The 16,094-nt window shown below is 62.7% G+C and carries 17 protein-coding genes; 5 read left to right on the plus strand and 12 right to left on the minus strand.

The genetic code is table 11. The features are described from left to right. Positions 1–70: 70 nt before the first annotated feature. The 4 genes from AAF563_16450 to ureE are packed head-to-tail and all read right to left on the minus strand — an operon-like array spanning position 71 to position 2,679. The gene (locus AAF563_16450) at positions 71–919 is read right to left on the minus strand and encodes an urease accessory protein UreD (protein ID MEM7122873.1); all 849 of its coding nucleotides are present in this window, start codon (positions 917–919) and stop codon (positions 71–73) included. Further along, positions 912–1,544 carry an urease accessory protein UreG gene (gene ureG, locus AAF563_16455; GenBank protein ID MEM7122874.1) on the minus strand — a complete coding sequence of 211 codons (633 nt, stop codon included), beginning with the start codon at positions 1,542–1,544 and terminating at the stop codon, positions 912–914. The genes AAF563_16450 and ureG overlap by 8 nt, the downstream gene beginning before the upstream one ends. Before the next feature lie 18 nt (positions 1,545–1,562). Then, on the minus strand, positions 1,563–2,237 hold the full coding sequence (locus AAF563_16460; GenBank protein ID MEM7122875.1) for an urease accessory UreF family protein: 675 nt from the start codon (positions 2,235–2,237) through the stop codon (positions 1,563–1,565). Next, complete coding sequence (ureE, locus tag AAF563_16465; protein ID MEM7122876.1) at positions 2,230–2,679, minus strand: urease accessory protein UreE; 450 nt, start codon at positions 2,677–2,679, stop codon at positions 2,230–2,232. The genes AAF563_16460 and ureE overlap by 8 nt, the downstream gene beginning before the upstream one ends. Before the next feature lie 41 nt (positions 2,680–2,720). Between ureE and AAF563_16470 the strand changes: the two genes are divergently transcribed. Then, positions 2,721–3,680 (plus strand): EamA family transporter, encoded by a 960-nt coding sequence (locus AAF563_16470; GenBank protein MEM7122877.1) that lies wholly within the window; start codon positions 2,721–2,723, stop codon positions 3,678–3,680. A 314-nt stretch (positions 3,681–3,994) separates the two neighbouring features. On the opposite strand, the gene AAF563_16475 is transcribed toward AAF563_16470, so the two are convergent. Next, positions 3,995–4,633, minus strand: a complete 639-nt coding sequence (locus AAF563_16475; GenBank protein MEM7122878.1) for a FecR family protein — start codon at positions 4,631–4,633, stop codon at positions 3,995–3,997. Between the two features lie 224 nt (positions 4,634–4,857). Between AAF563_16475 and AAF563_16480 the strand changes: the two genes are divergently transcribed. Both AAF563_16480 and AAF563_16485 read left to right on the plus strand, forming a co-directional pair. Beyond that, positions 4,858–6,069: a crosslink repair DNA glycosylase YcaQ family protein gene (locus AAF563_16480; GenBank protein ID MEM7122879.1), complete on the plus strand. Its 1,212-nt coding sequence runs from the start codon at positions 4,858–4,860 to the stop codon at positions 6,067–6,069. 21 nt (positions 6,070–6,090) lie between these two features. Then, entirely contained in the window at positions 6,091–6,597 is a 507-nt protein-coding gene (locus AAF563_16485) for a GNAT family N-acetyltransferase (protein ID MEM7122880.1), read from the plus strand. 24 nt (positions 6,598–6,621) lie between these two features. On the opposite strand, the gene AAF563_16490 is transcribed toward AAF563_16485, so the two are convergent. Further along, positions 6,622–7,785 (minus strand): aminomethyltransferase family protein, encoded by a 1,164-nt coding sequence (locus AAF563_16490; GenBank protein MEM7122881.1) that lies wholly within the window; start codon positions 7,783–7,785, stop codon positions 6,622–6,624. Positions 7,786–7,945: 160 nt separating this feature from the next. On the opposite strand from AAF563_16490, the gene AAF563_16495 reads away from it, so the two are divergent. Beyond that, on the plus strand, positions 7,946–8,863 hold the full coding sequence (locus tag AAF563_16495; GenBank protein ID MEM7122882.1) for a LysR substrate-binding domain-containing protein: 918 nt from the start codon (positions 7,946–7,948) through the stop codon (positions 8,861–8,863). 131 nt (positions 8,864–8,994) lie between these two features. On the opposite strand, the gene AAF563_16500 is transcribed toward AAF563_16495, so the two are convergent. The 6 genes from AAF563_16500 to AAF563_16525 all read right to left on the minus strand — a co-directional run bounded on the left by AAF563_16500 (position 8,995) and on the right by AAF563_16525 (position 15,563). Continuing rightward, positions 8,995–10,575 (minus strand): FAD-binding protein, encoded by a 1,581-nt coding sequence (locus tag AAF563_16500; protein MEM7122883.1) that lies wholly within the window; start codon positions 10,573–10,575, stop codon positions 8,995–8,997. 185 nt (positions 10,576–10,760) lie between these two features. Then, positions 10,761–12,116 (minus strand): MFS transporter, encoded by a 1,356-nt coding sequence (locus AAF563_16505; protein ID MEM7122884.1) that lies wholly within the window; start codon positions 12,114–12,116, stop codon positions 10,761–10,763. Between the two features lie 244 nt (positions 12,117–12,360). Further along, complete coding sequence (locus tag AAF563_16510) at positions 12,361–13,125, minus strand: SDR family NAD(P)-dependent oxidoreductase (protein MEM7122885.1); 765 nt, start codon at positions 13,123–13,125, stop codon at positions 12,361–12,363. After that, complete coding sequence (locus AAF563_16515; GenBank protein MEM7122886.1) at positions 13,122–14,726, minus strand: lysine--tRNA ligase; 1,605 nt, start codon at positions 14,724–14,726, stop codon at positions 13,122–13,124. The genes AAF563_16510 and AAF563_16515 overlap by 4 nt, the downstream gene beginning before the upstream one ends. An 86-nt stretch (positions 14,727–14,812) precedes the next feature. After that, positions 14,813–15,397 (minus strand): disulfide bond formation protein B, encoded by a 585-nt coding sequence (locus tag AAF563_16520; protein MEM7122887.1) that lies wholly within the window; start codon positions 15,395–15,397, stop codon positions 14,813–14,815. Positions 15,398–15,407: 10 nt separating this feature from the next. Then, a complete protein-coding gene (locus tag AAF563_16525) occupies positions 15,408–15,563 on the minus strand; it encodes a DUF5993 family protein (protein ID MEM7122888.1) in 156 nt (51 codons plus the stop codon). A gap of 160 nt (positions 15,564–15,723) precedes the next feature. Here AAF563_16525 and AAF563_16530 point away from each other — a divergent pair, with 160 nt between their 5' ends. After that, the gene (locus AAF563_16530) at positions 15,724–16,080 is read left to right on the plus strand and encodes a GFA family protein (protein ID MEM7122889.1); all 357 of its coding nucleotides are present in this window, start codon (positions 15,724–15,726) and stop codon (positions 16,078–16,080) included. Positions 16,081–16,094 lie beyond the last annotated feature (14 nt).

Consider the following 16,094-nt stretch of genomic DNA (forward strand, 5'->3'; position numbering starts at 1 on the left):
CTACGTTTCCCTCTCCCTCAAGGGGCGAGGGAAAACAGCGAAACACGCGATCTCTAAAACCAGGTTACGCTTACTTCCGCCGAGAAGGCGGTTCAATGCCGGTCAGGTGCTTGCGCGCCGTGCGCCAAAGCACGTCCATCGCCGCGCGATAGGCAACGCCGTCGCGCGCGAGGATACGGCCCCATAGGCCGCTCTCGCCCGGCAAGGTCGACAAGCCGCAATAGGTGCCGTCGACACCGTCGACGGCTTCGCGCAAGACGGTGAGCAAGCCTTCGCGGTCATCGTCGGTGACGACACCAAACGAAGCGTGAATGGGATAACCGCCAGTCGCTGCGGCGCCATCGGCTGACATCACGGCACCATCGATCACGAACCGGTCGACCGCCGTCACCTCGTTACTGCGCGACAGCACGGTCTCCGATGCCAGTTCCGAGAATCGGCCGTCGCCGCCTTTGGGGTCATGCATGATGACCCCGTCGCACCACAGGGCGGTCGCGCCCGGTTCGATGTCGAGCAGCAGCCGCGTTTTCAACCGGCTTTCGGGAAACAGAATGAGCGCGTCGGGTAGATACTCGACGAACGCGCCGGCGCGCGCGGTGACGTGGGCGGTCTGCTCGGCATGGTCTTCGCTCATGCTGTGCACGACCGTCGAGGCCTGGGTCGTCAGATGGACGGCGGCGGCGCTTTCGGCCTCGAGCGCCATGTCGATGCGGTCGCCCTGCAGAATGCCGGCGCCGATCGATTGGACGATCAAGGTCGCCATGCCCTCCGGTTTGGTATCGAGCGAAAACGGCCGGGTGATATGGAATGGGAAACCGGCGGTCTGTCTCGCCAGAAAGGTCGCGCCATCGGGCGCACGCCGGAACGTGAGATCGAGCTGGCGGCCGATGCGGGCGGGATCGCCGAGTGCCCTATTCATCGAACAGGACGTCGCGGGCGATCTGGTCGACTACCGCGTCCAGCCCCTCTCCGGCCCGGCAGTTGGTCACGATAACCGGTTTGTCACCGCGTATCGCTCGGGCCTCGGCGACCATCCGGTCGAGGTCGACACCCACGTGAGGCGCGAGATCGGCCTTATTGATGATCAGGAGATCGGCCTGCACGACGCCCGGTCCGCGCTTGCGCGGTATGTCGCCGCCGCCGGCGACATCGATGACGAAGAGCCAGTAGTCGACCAGTTCCAGCGAGAAGGTCGAGGCCAGGTTGTCACCGCCGGATTCCAGCAGAATCAGATCGAGCGGCGCGAAGCGCGCCTCCAGCGTGTCGGCGGCATCCAGGTTCAGCGTCGGGTCTTCACGGATGACCGTATGGGGACAGGCCCCCGCTTCGACCGCCATGACGCGATCAGGCTCAATCAGGCCGCTTTCGCGCAGCCGCTCGGCGTCTTCCTTGGTCACCAGATCATTGGTGATGACGGCGAGCGCGTTACCGCGCGCGCCAAAACGAGGAATCAGCTGTTCGACCAGCGCCGTCTTGCCCGAACCGACCGGGCCGCCGATGCCGACACGTGCCGCACCGGGTTCGGACGATTGTGCAAGGCTCATCGTTGCTTCCTCTCGGCGTTAAGTGGCGAACAGGCGGGCATCGCCGGTTTCGTGGCGCATGACAGCGATCTCGGCCGCCGGCGTGAAGGCATGGGGCAGGTCCGGAACCGGCTGGTCCAATAGCACCGTGATGTCCTCGCGCAGATCCGCCAGCAGGGCCTGGGCCTCGAGCGGCCCCAGGATCGCCAGACGAATGGCCGCCTGGGTAATACCGCTGGCCAGCGTGAAGGCCGCAACCGTCTCGACCTCCGGCAAGCCAAGTCCCGCGCCCGACCAGGCGACCGCCTGTGCGACTGGCAGGTGGCCATAGGCGTCGCCGCTCTTGACCGACGCCTGATAAGCAGCGACGCCCGGTGTCGCCAGCTTGGCATGGGCGCGCAACAACGAGCGTCCGGCGCGGCGCGAACCCGCGCGCATCTCCGCCGGCAAGGTCAGCGCTTCAACTTCCTGATCGAGCGCCACCAGATGCTCGAGGTCGTCCGGTGCCTGGGCAGCACGGCGCAGGAACACCCTGTCCGATGTCGCCCAACGGAAGGCCAACTGGCTGCGCGCGAAAGCCACAACGCCGGCCGCATCGCGCACCAAGCCATCAGCCTTCAGCGTTTCCAATCCCCACGAAAACGCGAAACCGCCGGAGGGAAAGGCGCTGTCGCCATGTTGCAGCGCGACCAGGAGGGCGCTTGCGTCAGTCATGGTCAACCACCAGGGCGCGGCCATCGGCCAGGTAAGCCTCGAGCCGATCCAGATAGACCTGTTCAGGTCCTTCAAGCGCGATCGCCAGGGTGCCGGCGTTGAAGTGGACGCGCCAATGCATGTTTCCGGCGTGATAGCCCAGTTCCAGCGCGGCCGCGGCGTCGCGAGGTTCCAGCCGCAGCCAGCGTTCATCGGCAGCGCGCACGACAATCGCCCGGTCGTCATCCAGAAGAAGCACGGCGCCGTCTTCCAGATCCCGATCGCGCGGCAGAGCGACGGCGCAGACGGTGCCCCTGTCGGTCTCCGCGCGCAGGCGGTGGCGTTTCATATCGCCGCGCTCCAGGCGGATCGTCTCGACCGCATCGCGATGAGCGAGGTCGTGCAGACGTTCGTGCACATCGTCGTCAGTCGCCAAACCGACAATGGTGGTGAGCTTCAACATGGCGTCACGATGCCGCCCCGGGGGCCGATAAACAAGACCAGGTGGCGACGGCCCCGTTTCTGCTTGCCACGCCACGCGCGCTGGTGACCAATGGCGCCTCCCTGCCGGATCCCACCATGCGCCTCATCGATATCCTGACTGCCATCGCCGTTCCGATGATCTGGGGGTTCGGATTCGCGCTTGCGAAGGACGCGTTCGACCAGTTTCCGCCGATCTTCCTGATGTGTATGCGTTTCGGGTTTGCCGCCCTGGTGCTGATCTGGTTCGTCGGCAGGCTAAGGCCCGGCGAAGCGCCGCGCCTGGCGCTCATCGCCTTTGTCGGCGGCACCCTGGCCTATGGCATGCAGTTCACCGGCCTGGAGGGCCTCGACGCGTCGACCGCGGCCTTGATCGTCCAGCTTGAGGTGGTGTTCGCCACCATCTTCGCCGCCGTCTTTCTGGGCGACCGGATCGGCTGGGTGCGCGCGGGCGCGATGGCTTCGGCCTTCATCGGCATCGGCCTCATCGCCGGCGAGCCCAGCCTGCACAACAGCCTGTTTCATCTGACGCTATTGATCATCGGCGGTATCGCCTGGGCCGGCGGGCAGGTCCTGATCAAGACCCTCGGCGACTTCGGCGGCCTGCGTCTGATCACCTATTTCGCCGCCTTCGTCGCGCCGCAGATGCTGGTCGTCTCGCTGATCGTCGAGGACGGGCAGTGGCAGGCGGTCGCGACGGCGAGCGCCATGGATTGGACCAAGGTTATCTATCTCGCCTTCATCATGACTGCAGCGGGCTATGCGCTGTGGTACAGGCTGGTCGGGCGCTATCGGCTCAGCCAGGTGATGCCGTTCATCCTGCTGGTGCCGGTCACCAGCGTCGCCGGCGGCATTGTCATGCTGGGCGAAAGCCTGACCTTCAACATCGCGTTGGGTGGCCTGATCATCATGGGCGCGGTCGCCGCCATCCAGTTGATCCCGCCGCCGCCCGAACGCCGGCCAACCGGCGAAGCCGCGGACTAGGCTTAGCTGGCATCTGGATGCTGCCATCGGTGGCCGGGCGGGGAAGCGGGCCCGGGCCGAGTTAGCGCAAACAGGTCAACCACCAAGCCACGGAATCATCACAAAACGCCCTAACTTGCGCCCTGATTGGCGCGCCTCATAGCCTTGCCGGTCCAACCGCCGGCAACGCGTGAGACAGCCGGATACAGCGGCATTCGCGCACATGACGCGACGGACCGGGGTGACGCCCTTCAAAGTCCCCTGCGCCGCCCGGCAGCCCCCCGGGTCAGACGCAAACCTCCAAGCCCCGGTTCGTACGCGCCTTCCTCTAACACTCAGGGATCGAACGTAACCGTCTCGAAGGCGCGCGCCGTTTTGTCGTCGGGCCAGATGACTGGATCGGACGGCGGCGTTCCGGCATCGGTCACAGTCGTGCCCTCGCCCGTCGCTGACAAAACGACGGTCCCCGCATCGGTCGTCACAGAGATCGAACCTTCCAGCAGCAGAACACCGTAGTTGCCGTCGATCGGGCCACCCCAGAACTGGGTGCCGCGAATGCCGACCACCGCCAGATTGGTTCTGACGGTGACGTTGTCGGGGTCCTGTTTGCCGATGTCACCGGTCGCCATCAGGAACGCGCCGGTGATCATGTCCAGCGTGCTGACGCTGTTGTCGCCATCGGGATCGTAGATGAAGTCGGTGACCTCGAGCACGGCGTTCTGGCCGAGCGTGACGACCGTGCCGTCGACAAACGTCACTTCAAGGCGCGCCTGGCGGCCCGTCGACAGCACATCGCCGTCAAAGATGTCCGAACCCGATTGAAGCGTGCGGTTTTCGTCGACGTTCTTGGCGGTTGCCTCGGCCTGCAGCCGTGTCACCTCGCCGACCGGCTCGGCGGCCATCGCTGGTGTTCCGACCGTCAGAGCCGCGGCAGCCACGATGACGACCGCAAGAAACCTTTGCAAAACAAGCATGTTCCTTCCCCCGTTTGACACCCGCTAGATGGCACCGGCAGACCGGCAGGGCAACCCGGCGAAGTGTTGCATTAGGGTTTCAATGGTTCGCCGATCTGGCCCGATTGGATCATGGCGGCACGTTAGGCCAAGCCTAGCGCGGATGCCGGACAAAGACAGCAGGTGTCAGCAGGTAGGCAAGCGGCCGCTGGCATCGCGCCCCAGAAGTTAGTAGGACTGGGGCCATGACCGAGATGCCCCTTCAGCTCAGCAACCGGCAGGCCCGCCATCTGTTCATGGACCTGCAGGGTCTGGCCGATCCTTGCCACCTGAAGCTCACCAAGGACGCGCTCTATGACTTGATCGAGCGCATGGGCTTCGTCCAGCTCGACAGCATCTCGACCGTCGAGCGTGCCCATCATCTGACGCTCTATTCGCGCTATCAGACCTATCGTCCGCGCCATCTGGAGCGGCTGATCGAAAAGGATCGGCTGCTGTTCGAGAACTGGACCCACGACGCGTCGGTCATCCCGACCCGGTTCTATCCCTATTGGAAGCACCGGTTCACGCGCCGCCGCGACGAGCTGCACGCCAACGCCTGGTTTAATGAACGAGTCGGCGAGAACGGCCATGAGGTCATCGCCAGGCTGATCGATCACGTGCGCGAAAACGGTCAATCGATGTCGCGCGACTTCACTGATGACGAGCACAACGGCGTCAAAGGCGGCTGGTGGCATTGGGGTCCGTCGAAAGCAGCGCTGGAGTACCTGTGGCTGACCGGCGAACTGGCCGTCGCCAAGCGCATCAACTTCCAGAAGGTCTATGACCTCGCCGAACGCATCATCCCGGGCGAACATCACGAACCCGAACCGGATTGGCAGCAATGCGTCGACTGGCACTGCTCGGCGGCGCTCGACCGTCTGGGCACGGCAACGCCCGGCGAGCTCGCTCAGTTCTGGGACGCCTTTTCGCCGGATGTCGCGAAAACATGGTGCGCGGAAAACAAGGACCGGCTGCAGGTTGTCGAGGTCGCCCCGGCCGACCGAGGCAAACCACGCGCGGCGTTCGCCTGGCGCGACCTGGAAGACCGACTGGCGCGCGTGCGCGAGCCGGCAGCGCGGTTGCGCTTCCTGAGCCCGTTCGATCCGGTCATTCGCGACCGCAACCGTGCCCAGCGCCTGTTTGGCTTCGACTATCGTTTCGAAGCCTTCGTACCCCAGGCGAAACGGCAATACGGCTACTACGTGCTGCCGATCCTGGAGGGCGAGCGCTTTGTCGGCCGCATCGACATGAAACACCATCGCGCCGAGGGCCGGCTGGCGGTCAACGGCCTGTGGTGGGAACCGAAGGTCAAGGCCGGCAAGGGTCGCGTCCTGGCGTGCCAGGCCGAATTGGAGCGCCTCCGGCGTTTCATCGGTGCCGAGACCATCGACGACAGCACCGGCCAGCTTAGCTGATTCGTTTCGAAGGAATCCGACATGAACCATCACAAACCCTTCGTGCCGACCGCGTTCGACATACCGGAGAGGCTGGAAACCGATCGTTTCATCCTGCGCATGCTGACCATCCACGATCTGGTCAAGGACTACGACGCCGTCATGTCGAGCAAGGATCATCTGAAAGGCAGCTACAGTGACGTCTCCGGCAGCACCTGGCCGGAAGGGCTGACGCTGGAAGAAGACCTGGTCGATCTGGCCTGGCATCAGCGCGAGTTCACGATCCGCTCCTCGTTCGCTTACACCATGATGGCGCCGGACGAGTCGGTCTGCCTGGGCTGTGTCTATATCAATCCCAGCATCAAGCAGGGTTATGACGCCATGGTCGTGCTGTGGGTCCGCGCGTCCGAGCTGGACAGCGGTCTCGACGACGAACTCTATGCGAATGTCAAAGCGTGGATCACTCGGGACTGGCCGTTCGAGAACGTCGCCTATCCCGGTCGCGACATCAGCGCCGCCGACTGGAACGCCCTCTCTGACAAGGCGTGAAGCCCGCCCGGCGGCAGGGCGCCGTCAGGGAATTGTCTTGTCCAGGCCGCGCGCGATCTTCTTTTCTGGATCGTAGAACGGCAGATCGACGATCTCGCAGGCATGGCTCGTTCCGTCCTGCTTTCCCAGGGTCAATCGGCGACCCGACCAGTCGCCCGCTTCGCCGAACTGCACGTAGCCGATATTGGTCTTGAGAAAGGGCGAATAGGCGCCGGCGGTCGTGCGCCCGACCACCCGGTCACCGTCAAGCACGTCGCCGTTCATGACCGGCATCGCGTCTGTCGATTTCACGCCATAGATCCGCGTCGCCCGGTCGGCATCGACCAAGGCGTCGCGACCGATGAAGTCGTTCTTGTCCATGTCGATGAAGCGTTCCAGCCCGGCCTGGAACGGCGTCATGGACCAATCCATGTCGGTGATGTTGTCCAGGATGCCGGCCTCCAAGCGACGAATCTCCATTGAGCTACCGCTGGAAAACGCCATGCCGTGCGGCTCGCCGGCCGCCGTCAGATGATCCCACAGCCGCTGATATTCTGTCTTATCGCCCTGGCTATAGACCTCGTAGCCAAGCTCGCCGGTCCAGCCGGTCCGTGAGACATAGAGCTCCTGGCCGCCCAGGTCGAAGAAGCCAGCATGGAAGTACCCCATGCTCTCGTCGATGGCGCCGTCGGACGCCGCGCGCATGATCTCCAACGATGCCGGTCCTTGGATCTGGAGCACCCGCGACTTCGGATCGCTGACCGTGATGTCGTAACCGCCGCTGTGGGCGACCAGCCAGGTCTCCAGCGCGCCGTCGGGCTGCACATACCAGAAGCGGTTCTCTGCGAGCTTGAACAAAAGCCCATCCATGAAAATGCCGCCTTGCGGTGTGCAGGCGATCGCGTAACGCCCGCGCCCTTCCTTCAGCGTCCCGACGTGCCGGGCGAAGACCTTTTCCAGGAACGGCACGACGTCGGGCCCCGAGATCTCTACCGGCCGCTCCGGCACGTCGTAGATCGCTGCCCGGCGCCGCAGCGCCCAATACTTCTCAGCGGGATCGTCGCCATTGAACATCGGATAGAGGCGCCCGGCGTAGACACCGCACACCATGTCCGGCCTGCTGTAGCAGGGAAAGTAGGGCGACTGCTCGAACCGCCTGGCGCTGATGGGTACGGTCCGGCTGGCATCGCCGTGAATGGACTCGCTCATGGCACTTCACCTCCCATAGCTACAGAATGAAGGTTTTCTTACCGAGAAGGACATGTTGAGGAACCGGATGGCCAACAACAAAGATCGCCTCAGTATCGACAGAAGGCGGGATTTACCAAGGCATTTGTGCTGACGTTAGAAGTTAGATAATCTTACCTTTATGGAATCCTGGCTGCCGTCCCTAAACGCGCTGCGCGCCTTTGAGACTGTGGCGCGACATCTGAACTACCGCAAAGCCGCCGAAGAGCTCAGCGTCAGTCCGGCCGCGGTCAAGCAGCTCGTGCGCAAGCTCGAAGAGACGATGGGGACAGCGCTGCTTGAGCGCCGCGGACGCGGTCTCGCGCTGACCGAGACCGGCGCTGCGGCACTTCACGATCTTTCCAGGGGGTTTCGCCAGATCATCGATGCGGTCGAGACGATGCGTCACGCCGATGGCGGCGGGCGTCTTATCGTCACGAGCGATCCATCCTTCGCGGCAGTCTGGCTCGTCCCCCGCCTGGAGTCCTTCAAAGCGGACAACCCGGGCATCGACGTGTTGGTCGACTCCTCGACACAGATCGCCGACCTCAGAAGCGGGGCGGCCGATATCGCCATTCGCTTCGGCGTGCCGCGTGACGAAAGCCTCCACTGCCAGCGTCTGTTCGATGAAACGTTCGCCGCCTATTGCAGCCCCTCCCTGGCCAATGGCGAGCCAGGTCTGCGGCGCATCGAAGATCTCGAACGGGTGCCTTTGCTGCGTTGGGATCTCTCGCAGTCCCGCTGGGCGTCGGTCACGGCCCAATGGAACAGCTGGCGTCACTGGCTCGGCGAAGTCGGCGCGCCGCATGTTCGGCCCAGCCACGGGCTGCGCTTCAGCGACTACAATCTGGCACTTCAGGCGGCCATTGCCGGTCAGGGCGTTGTCCTGGGAAGCGCGCCCATTCTGCGCGATCTCGTCGACGCCAAGCTGCTCGTCAACCCACTTCCCCAAATCGCCGTTACCGACATCGGCTACGACCTCGTCACGACACCGGGCGCCGTCGCGCGGCCGGAGGTCGCGCGTTTCCGCGATTGGATCGTCGCGCAGTCATCCTCGTGATCAGCCGTCGTCAGCACCCCGCGAGGGGACCAGCGCTTAGAGAGGGGGCGCGGTTGAACCCCATGCGGGGAAACGCCGAATCGACTTCGAAACTCCCACGTCTTTCGGCTGCCTCTATACCGTGGCGTTGGTCAGGCAAGGTTGAAGTGCCCCGGCGCGATGATGCCATTTGGATCGAGAACCGACTTGATATCCCGTGTGACCTGCCAGAACACGTCGTCTGGATCGACGGCAAGATCCATGAAACCGACAAACAGGCGGTTGGGATGGAACCCGGCCTTCATGAATGCCTGATTGAGTTCCTTGGCCAGAGCATATGATTCGTCACGCGCTTCATCATCATTGCGATCGAAATGGGTCGAGATGCTGAACTGGGTGGTCTTGTCATCCACGAGCCCGAACGCGTAACTCGCCTCCACCTTCTTGTAGTGCGCGTTGACCTCGTGGACGATGGCGTCCGCCTCTTGTACCAGCTTGACGTCCATTGGAACGGTCGGGACGATGAAGTGCATGCCGATATCGGTGTGATCGGGGTTAGTCCAACCGTCGGGAAGCTCGGTCGCGGTCGACCAGTAAAGGCTCATCAGCGTCTGATCGGTCGGCTCTCCCAGGGCCATGCCGTAAAACCCGGCGCAAGACTTCACAAAGCAATGCATCTTCTTCCAGCCGACAAGCTTGGTGGCAGAGAGCCCAAGCGAAATCAGCCCGTCGGTGACATAGAACGTCCTCCCATAGGGCCGCAGCGCCCTCAGGGCTCTTCGCGCTGCCCTCACATGATGTTTGGAGCCGCCGATGTTCGAAAAGATCATGCCGTCGCCGAAGGTGTAGCGGTCAAGAAACGCCATGACCTCCTCGCGGCTTAACTGAACTCCCTGGTCCTCAAGCTCTTGATGGAGCACCGGAGCGAGACCGTTCTGCACGCGCAGTTTTTCATAGTAATGGGTCACCGAGGTCACGACGTTCCGTTGTTTGAGTTTCTTGAGCGCTCCAATCGCCTCACCAAGGTGGTCTTTGCTCTTCAGAACGGTGATAAACATGCAGTTCTTTTCCGGCCGTGGCAGCAGCTGGACCGTGGCGCGGACAACGATGCCGAAATTCGACTGCAGAAACATCCGAAGATAGGAAGGGCCAATACCATCGGGAAACGTATGGACTGCTCTACACCCCTCGTAGTGCCCAAAGCCGGTCTTGAACATCCGGCCATCCCCTAAGATGATCTCAAGATTAGTCAGTTGCTTGAAGCGCTCTACATTGTACCCCACGCCCTTATCGAGCGCGTTTCCCAAGACGCTCGTTTCTGCGCCGGACCCCGTTGAGTCACAGATATAGCCCGAGCCGTTCTCTTGGAGATGCGTGAAGAGCTGACGCTGCGTAACGCCAGGTTCGATAATCGCGTAACCGAAATCCTCATTCACGTCGATGATCTTGTTCATCCGATGGAGGTCGACAAGCACGAGCCCGCCTCGCGTCGACAGCTTGGACCCAAGCCCCCAGGACTTCCCCGTACTGTATGGTTGCAAACCGACTTTGAACCGGTTCGCGGCCAGGACGATGTGGCGCACCTCTTCAGCCGATTCAGGATAGAGGATCAGGGGCACGTCGACGTCATATGACGTGACGTTCTCCACCTGCTTAGCAATCTCGTCTTTTCCCGCCAGAATCTGTTCCGGTTGCAACAGGTCTTTCACGTCCGAGACAAAATCTTCAAGCATTGGCCCTCTTGAGCATCCTCCGTCATCAGGGTCGGACTGAATCAAACTCCTCCTGATCGAGCGCCATGCCCGATCCCTCGCTGGCTGGGTTCAAATCGTCCGAGCATCGTCCCGGCGATAGGCCGGCCGCATCACCGCAGCCGGTGAGCAATACCGGGCAACTCTACCAAGTCGCGCTTTACGGGTCAGTCCACACCGCGGCGCCGTTGTTCGATCGCCGCCCAGCCGAACAACAACGTCACGAGCATCAGCGCGGCCGTCACCAGAAAGACAATCGCGAAGCTGCCGGTCGCCACGACAACCGTGCTGGAAATCGACACGGCGGCCGTCCCGCCAACAAGGCGCGACGTCGCGCTGATGCCGCTGGCCTGACCCTGCTTTTCCGGCGCCACCGAATTGGCGATCAAACGCAATGCCGGGACATAACAAAACGGCATGCTAAGGCCCCAGCCGATCAGGCCGGGCAACAGCAGGAGATAATCGTCCCACGTGGATGCCACGCCAAGCCAGGCCATCGCCACGGTGGCGACCGCCAGACCGGCCAGGACAGGTCGCCTGGCGCCGTGTTTGTCGGCGATGCGGCCCACGGGGCCAGTGAGAATGGGGAAACCCGCCACCGCAACCAACAGCGCAAACCCGGTAGTCAGTGGGCTCATGCCCAAAGCATCCTGGAGATAAACCGCGCCAAAGACGACGACGACAAGCTTGCAGTACTGACCGATGAAGAGCACCAAGGTCGTTGCGCTGAACGAGGCGGAACGAAAAAGATCGACCTCCAGCAAGGGCGTCTCGGTCCTGCTTTCAATCACGACGAAGAGCACAATGGCGACGAGGCCGCCCACGATCAGGCCGAGAATGACGGGCTGCGTCCAGCCCCAGCTCGCGCCCTGCATGACGGCGAAGGTGACCATGCCCAGGCCGGCGACCAGCGTGACAAGACCGGCGTAATCCAGGCGCGGCCGCTCGCTGTCACGCGGCGGGTCGTCCCAGGCAAACGTGATGACGACGATGATCCCGAGCACCACGGGCACGTTGATCCAGAAGATCCACGGCCACGACAGCAGTTCGGTCAGCAGACCGCCGACCAGCGGACCGGTCGCCATGAATATGGTGGCAATGGCGCCGTAGACACCAATGGCCATGCCGCGTTGCTCGGGCGGGAAGGCAACCGCGACCATGGCCATGGAGGCCGGGAATAAGACGGCCGCGCCGAGTCCCTGAACGGCACGCGCCGCGATCAGGACCGCGCCATCGGAGGCGAAACCGCAGACCACCGAAGCCAAGCCGAACAGAGTTCCGCCAACCAAGACAACGTTCTTGAAGCCGATGATGTCGCCCAACTTGCCGCAAACCGCGGCGAATGCCGTGAAGGCTAGGAAGTAGACGCTGATAACCCAGTGGGCCTGGGTCTGAGTCATACCAAGGTCCTGCCGCATGGACGGCAGGGCAACACCGACCACCGTCTCGTCGAGCAGCAACAGCCCGGCAACCGCGCCCAAGGCGATCAACACCCACCACTTGCGGCTTTCGCTGCTGATCACGTGACGTACCCCCGATCCCCTATCGACAGCCGCGCGGCGTTTCGACCCTCGGTATCGACGTGTCGTGACACCTTAGAGCGGATCGCAATTAATCAGAGCCATCGAGCGGCTCTCGTTAATCGCGTGAATCCGCTCTCGATCACATAATTAGAGCAGATTCACGCATTCTATCTAGATCGCAAGCGATTCAGATAGAATGCGATCTGCTCTGGTCGCCTTCCGTCGCGGGAGAAGCAGAGAGGCCCTAAATGCCGACCACCGGATCACCGCCGTTGGGACACAACACCTGGCCGGTGTAATAGGCACCGTCGGGCGACATCAGAAAGACAGCCGTGGCGGCGATCTCGTCGGGTTCGGCCCAGCGCTTGATCAGGTTGTCCTGGGCTTCCTCGTGCACTGCGTCGATACCGTGCGCCATGGTCATCGGCGTCTTCACCACACCCGGCGCGATGGCGTTGACCTGGATACCCGATGGCGCCAGTTCCTTGGCCCAGGCCTTGGTCAGGCCAATCAGTGCCGCCTTGGCGCCCGAATAGTGCGACCCCGAGGTAAACCCGACCTGCCCCCGGTTGGACGCGATGTTGACGATGCGACCGAAGCCGCGCTGCTTCATGCCCGGCACCACCATCTGTGTGACCTGAAAGGCGCCCTTCACGTGCACAGCGAACATGCGGTCGAAGTCTTCCTCCGTGACATCGACCAGGTCACCCGGTCCCATCAACCCGACGCCGGCGTTGTTGACCAGAAGGGCGACATCGCCCAACTGGGCGACGGCGTCATCGTAGGTCGAGCGCATCGCCGCTGCATCGCGGATATCGACGGCTATGGTTGCGACATCGACGCCGAGGTCGCGGATTTCCGTTGCGGTCGCCGCGAGCTTGTCGGTCTTGATGTCGTGCAGGATGATCGACGCGCCTTGCTCGGCCAGCCGGTAGGCGATCGCCTTGCCGATACCGTCCGCCGAGCCGGTCACCAATGCAACGAGCCCGACGAGCGCCCGGTCCATCATGCCGCCGGCGCGCCGCCCGCGACGAGGTCGCCGCGCAACGCCTCCTCGATCAGCGCCAGGGTCTCGCTACGACCATAGAGCGCCACGAACGAGCCGAAGCGCGGCCCCTGGCTCTGGCCCAGCAGGACCTCGTAGAGCGCCTTGAACCAGGCCCGCAGCGGATCGAAGCCGTGTTCCTTGCCGACCGCGTAGACCTCGGCCTGGATCGTCTCGCTGTCCGCATCGTCCGGCAGCGCCGCAATTCGTCCCGCCAGATCTTCTATGGCGTTCTTCTCCATGTCGCTCGCCGCGCGGAACACGCGCTGGGGCTTGACGAAGTCCTGATAGTAGTTGACCGCGAGCCCGGCGAGCTGGTCGAGCAAAGGCGCAGTTTCCGCCGTCGTACCAGGCAGATAGCGGCTGATGAAACCCCACAGGACACTCCTGTCCTCGGCGTTGCACACGCTCGCCAGGTTCAGCAGCACCGCGTAGCTCAGCGGCTGTTCGGCAAGCGACGGGTCGCCGTTATGGATGTGCCACAGCGGATTGTCGATGCGCTTGGCCGGGTCGTCATCGCCGGCGTATTGCGCCGTGTAGGCCGCGTAGTCGTCGACGTTCTTCGGAATGACGTCGAAGAAGAGGCGCTTCGCTGTACGGGGCTTCACATACATGAAGAGAGAGAGGCTATCCTCTGTGCCGTAGCGCAACCATTCCTCGATGGTGAGGCCGTTGCCGCGCGACTTCGAGATCTTCTCGCCATCCTCGTCCAGGAAGAGTTCATAGTGGAAACCGGCCGGCGGCTTGCCGCCCAGGACTTTCAGAATTGTGTTGGCGACCTTGACCGAATCGATCAGGTCCTTGCCCGACATCTCGTAGTCGACATCCAGCGCCTTCCAGCGCATCGCCCAGTCCGGGCGCCAGTTGAGCTTGCAGTGGCCGCCGGTGACCGGCTGTTCGACCACCGTGCCGTCCTCGTCTTCGAACGTGATCGTGCCAGCGTCCGGATCGGTCGCGATCGTCGGCACCTGGAGCACCTTGCCGGTCTTAGGCGAGATCGGCAGGAACGGCGAATAAGTCTGGCGCCGTTCCTCGCGCAAGGTCTTCAGCATGATCGCCATGACGTCGTCGTAATGGCGCAGCACGTTCAGGAGTTCGCCGTCGAACCGACCACTGTTGTACCAGTCGGTCGAGCTTTGGAACTCGTACTCAAATCCGAACTGGTCAAGGAACGCACGCAGGCGCGCGTTGTTGTGGTGGCCGAAGCTGTCGTACTCATTCGAGAAGGGATCGGGCACTTTGGTCAACGGCTGGCCGATGTACTGCTCCATGACGTCCTTGTTCGGCACGTTGTCCGGCACCTTGCGCAGGCCGTCCATGTCGTCGGAGAACGCAAAGAGGCGTGTCGGCATGTCGCTGAGGACCGAGAAAGCGTGACGCACCATGGTCGTGCGCACGACCTCGCCGAACGTGCCGATATGTGGCAGACCGGAGGGACCGTAACCGGTCTCGAACAGCACGTAGCCCTTCTCAGGCAGCTTGCCGTCGAGCCGTTTGATCAGCTTGCGCGCTTCCTCGAACGGCCATGCTTTGCTGTCCTGGGCGAGCTCGCGCAGCGACGCCATCGGTCTATCCTCCAACTAAAGAAAGCGCGGCGGAAACTAGGTGGAGAGCGCCCGGGCGTCAATTGATTGCGGTCACATACCCGCCGTTAACCACTGCCTTCCAGATCCTCGATCAGCCTGTAATCGGTCGGCGGATCGGCGCAAATGCCGGGTCCGCATTCGATCAGCGTCGAGACCGCGTTTGCCAGCACCAGCACCAGCATCAGGACGAAAGCGAACTTGGCGAGCTTGTGGCCGCCGAATTTTTCGTGGCCCGGCTGATCCTTCAGCGGTGTTTTGTACTGACCTTCGAACAGCAACATGATTGCGGTGCCGACCAGCACCAGGAAGAAGGCGAGGCCCGCCCAGGTGTAGTAATGCAGACCCAGGAACGGCGAACCGTAGGCGCCGGTGCCCGGAACGATATGCAGCAGGATCTGGCGGATCGAGACGGACATGCCGAACAGCCCGCCGATCAGCATGATGCCGTAATGGTGCGGTTTGGCGCCATAGATCAGGTTGAGCGACAGGCCGAAACCAACCGCGACCAGTCCGACCCGCTGTAGCAGGCAGAGCGGACACGGCAGCTCGCCGAGCGCGAACTGAAAGGCATAGGCCGCGATCAGGATGAAACAGATGACCAGAAGGCCAATGGCATTCAGGGTCCGTGACGGATGCGGTGCAACAATCATCGCCCGGCCCTCACAGCTTGATTTCGAGTGTTGTCGTCGCGTGGTAGTCGAACCAGTAGATGCTCAACAGGAGCGACACCGCGAACAACCAATAGGCCGACCGCCAGCGGTCGAACCACGCCAACACCATCGCCACAGCGAACAACGCAAACAGAAGCGCAATCATGAACTCAATCCCCCACAATCCGTCGGCCGCAAGCAATCATAGCATGAATTGAGTGTGGAGCGCTCGCCCACAAAGCAGCAATCCTGGTGCGCGCCGGCGTCATGACACCGGCGCCGCGACGTGCTTACATCGCCTACCCTCGAAATCGGAAGGTCACGCGATGCAACACGAAGGCGGCTGCCACTGCGGCAAGGTCCGGTTCCGCGTCTCCGCGCCGTCGGATGTGACGGTTCTGGACTGCAACTGCACGCTTTGTCAGATGATCGGCTATCTGCACCTGATCGTGCCAACATCAGATTTTGAACTGACCCAGGGTGACGAGTACTTGACGCTCTATACGTTCAACACAGGCATCGCAAAGCACTACTTCTGCTCGGCCTGCGGCATCAAGTCGTTCTATATCCCCCGCTCGCACCCGAACGATATCAGCGTCAACCTGCGGTGCCTGGATCCCGGCACGGTCACCAGCGTCACGACCAAGATCTTCGACGACGCGACACGCTCGATACAGGACTAAGCACCAGCGCCTCT

Source organism: Pseudomonadota bacterium, from assembly GCA_039028155.1.
Taxonomy (GTDB): Bacteria; Pseudomonadota; Alphaproteobacteria; order SP197; family SP197; genus JANQGO01.

Coding starts and splice junctions, on each gene's coding strand:
- AAF563_16450 (MEM7122873.1), bottom strand. CDS start 919: ATGAATAGGGCACTCGGCGATCCCGCCCGCATCGGCCGCCAGCTCGAT.
- ureG (MEM7122874.1), bottom strand. CDS start 1,544: ATGAGCCTTGCACAATCGTCCGAACCCGGTGCGGCACGTGTCGGCATC.
- AAF563_16460 (MEM7122875.1), bottom strand. CDS start 2,237: ATGACTGACGCAAGCGCCCTCCTGGTCGCGCTGCAACATGGCGACAGC.
- ureE (MEM7122876.1), bottom strand. CDS start 2,679: ATGTTGAAGCTCACCACCATTGTCGGTTTGGCGACTGACGACGATGTG.
- AAF563_16475 (MEM7122878.1), bottom strand. CDS start 4,633: ATGCTTGTTTTGCAAAGGTTTCTTGCGGTCGTCATCGTGGCTGCCGCG.
- AAF563_16480 (MEM7122879.1), top strand. CDS start 4,858: ATGACCGAGATGCCCCTTCAGCTCAGCAACCGGCAGGCCCGCCATCTG.
- AAF563_16485 (MEM7122880.1), top strand. CDS start 6,091: ATGAACCATCACAAACCCTTCGTGCCGACCGCGTTCGACATACCGGAG.
- AAF563_16490 (MEM7122881.1), bottom strand. CDS start 7,785: ATGAGCGAGTCCATTCACGGCGATGCCAGCCGGACCGTACCCATCAGC.
- AAF563_16495 (MEM7122882.1), top strand. CDS start 7,946: ATGGAATCCTGGCTGCCGTCCCTAAACGCGCTGCGCGCCTTTGAGACT.
- AAF563_16500 (MEM7122883.1), bottom strand. CDS start 10,575: ATGCTTGAAGATTTTGTCTCGGACGTGAAAGACCTGTTGCAACCGGAA.
- AAF563_16510 (MEM7122885.1), bottom strand. CDS start 13,125: ATGATGGACCGGGCGCTCGTCGGGCTCGTTGCATTGGTGACCGGCTCG.
- AAF563_16515 (MEM7122886.1), bottom strand. CDS start 14,726: ATGGCGTCGCTGCGCGAGCTCGCCCAGGACAGCAAAGCATGGCCGTTC.
- AAF563_16520 (MEM7122887.1), bottom strand. CDS start 15,397: ATGATTGTTGCACCGCATCCGTCACGGACCCTGAATGCCATTGGCCTT.
- AAF563_16525 (MEM7122888.1), bottom strand. CDS start 15,563: ATGATTGCGCTTCTGTTTGCGTTGTTCGCTGTGGCGATGGTGTTGGCG.
- AAF563_16530 (MEM7122889.1), top strand. CDS start 15,724: ATGCAACACGAAGGCGGCTGCCACTGCGGCAAGGTCCGGTTCCGCGTC.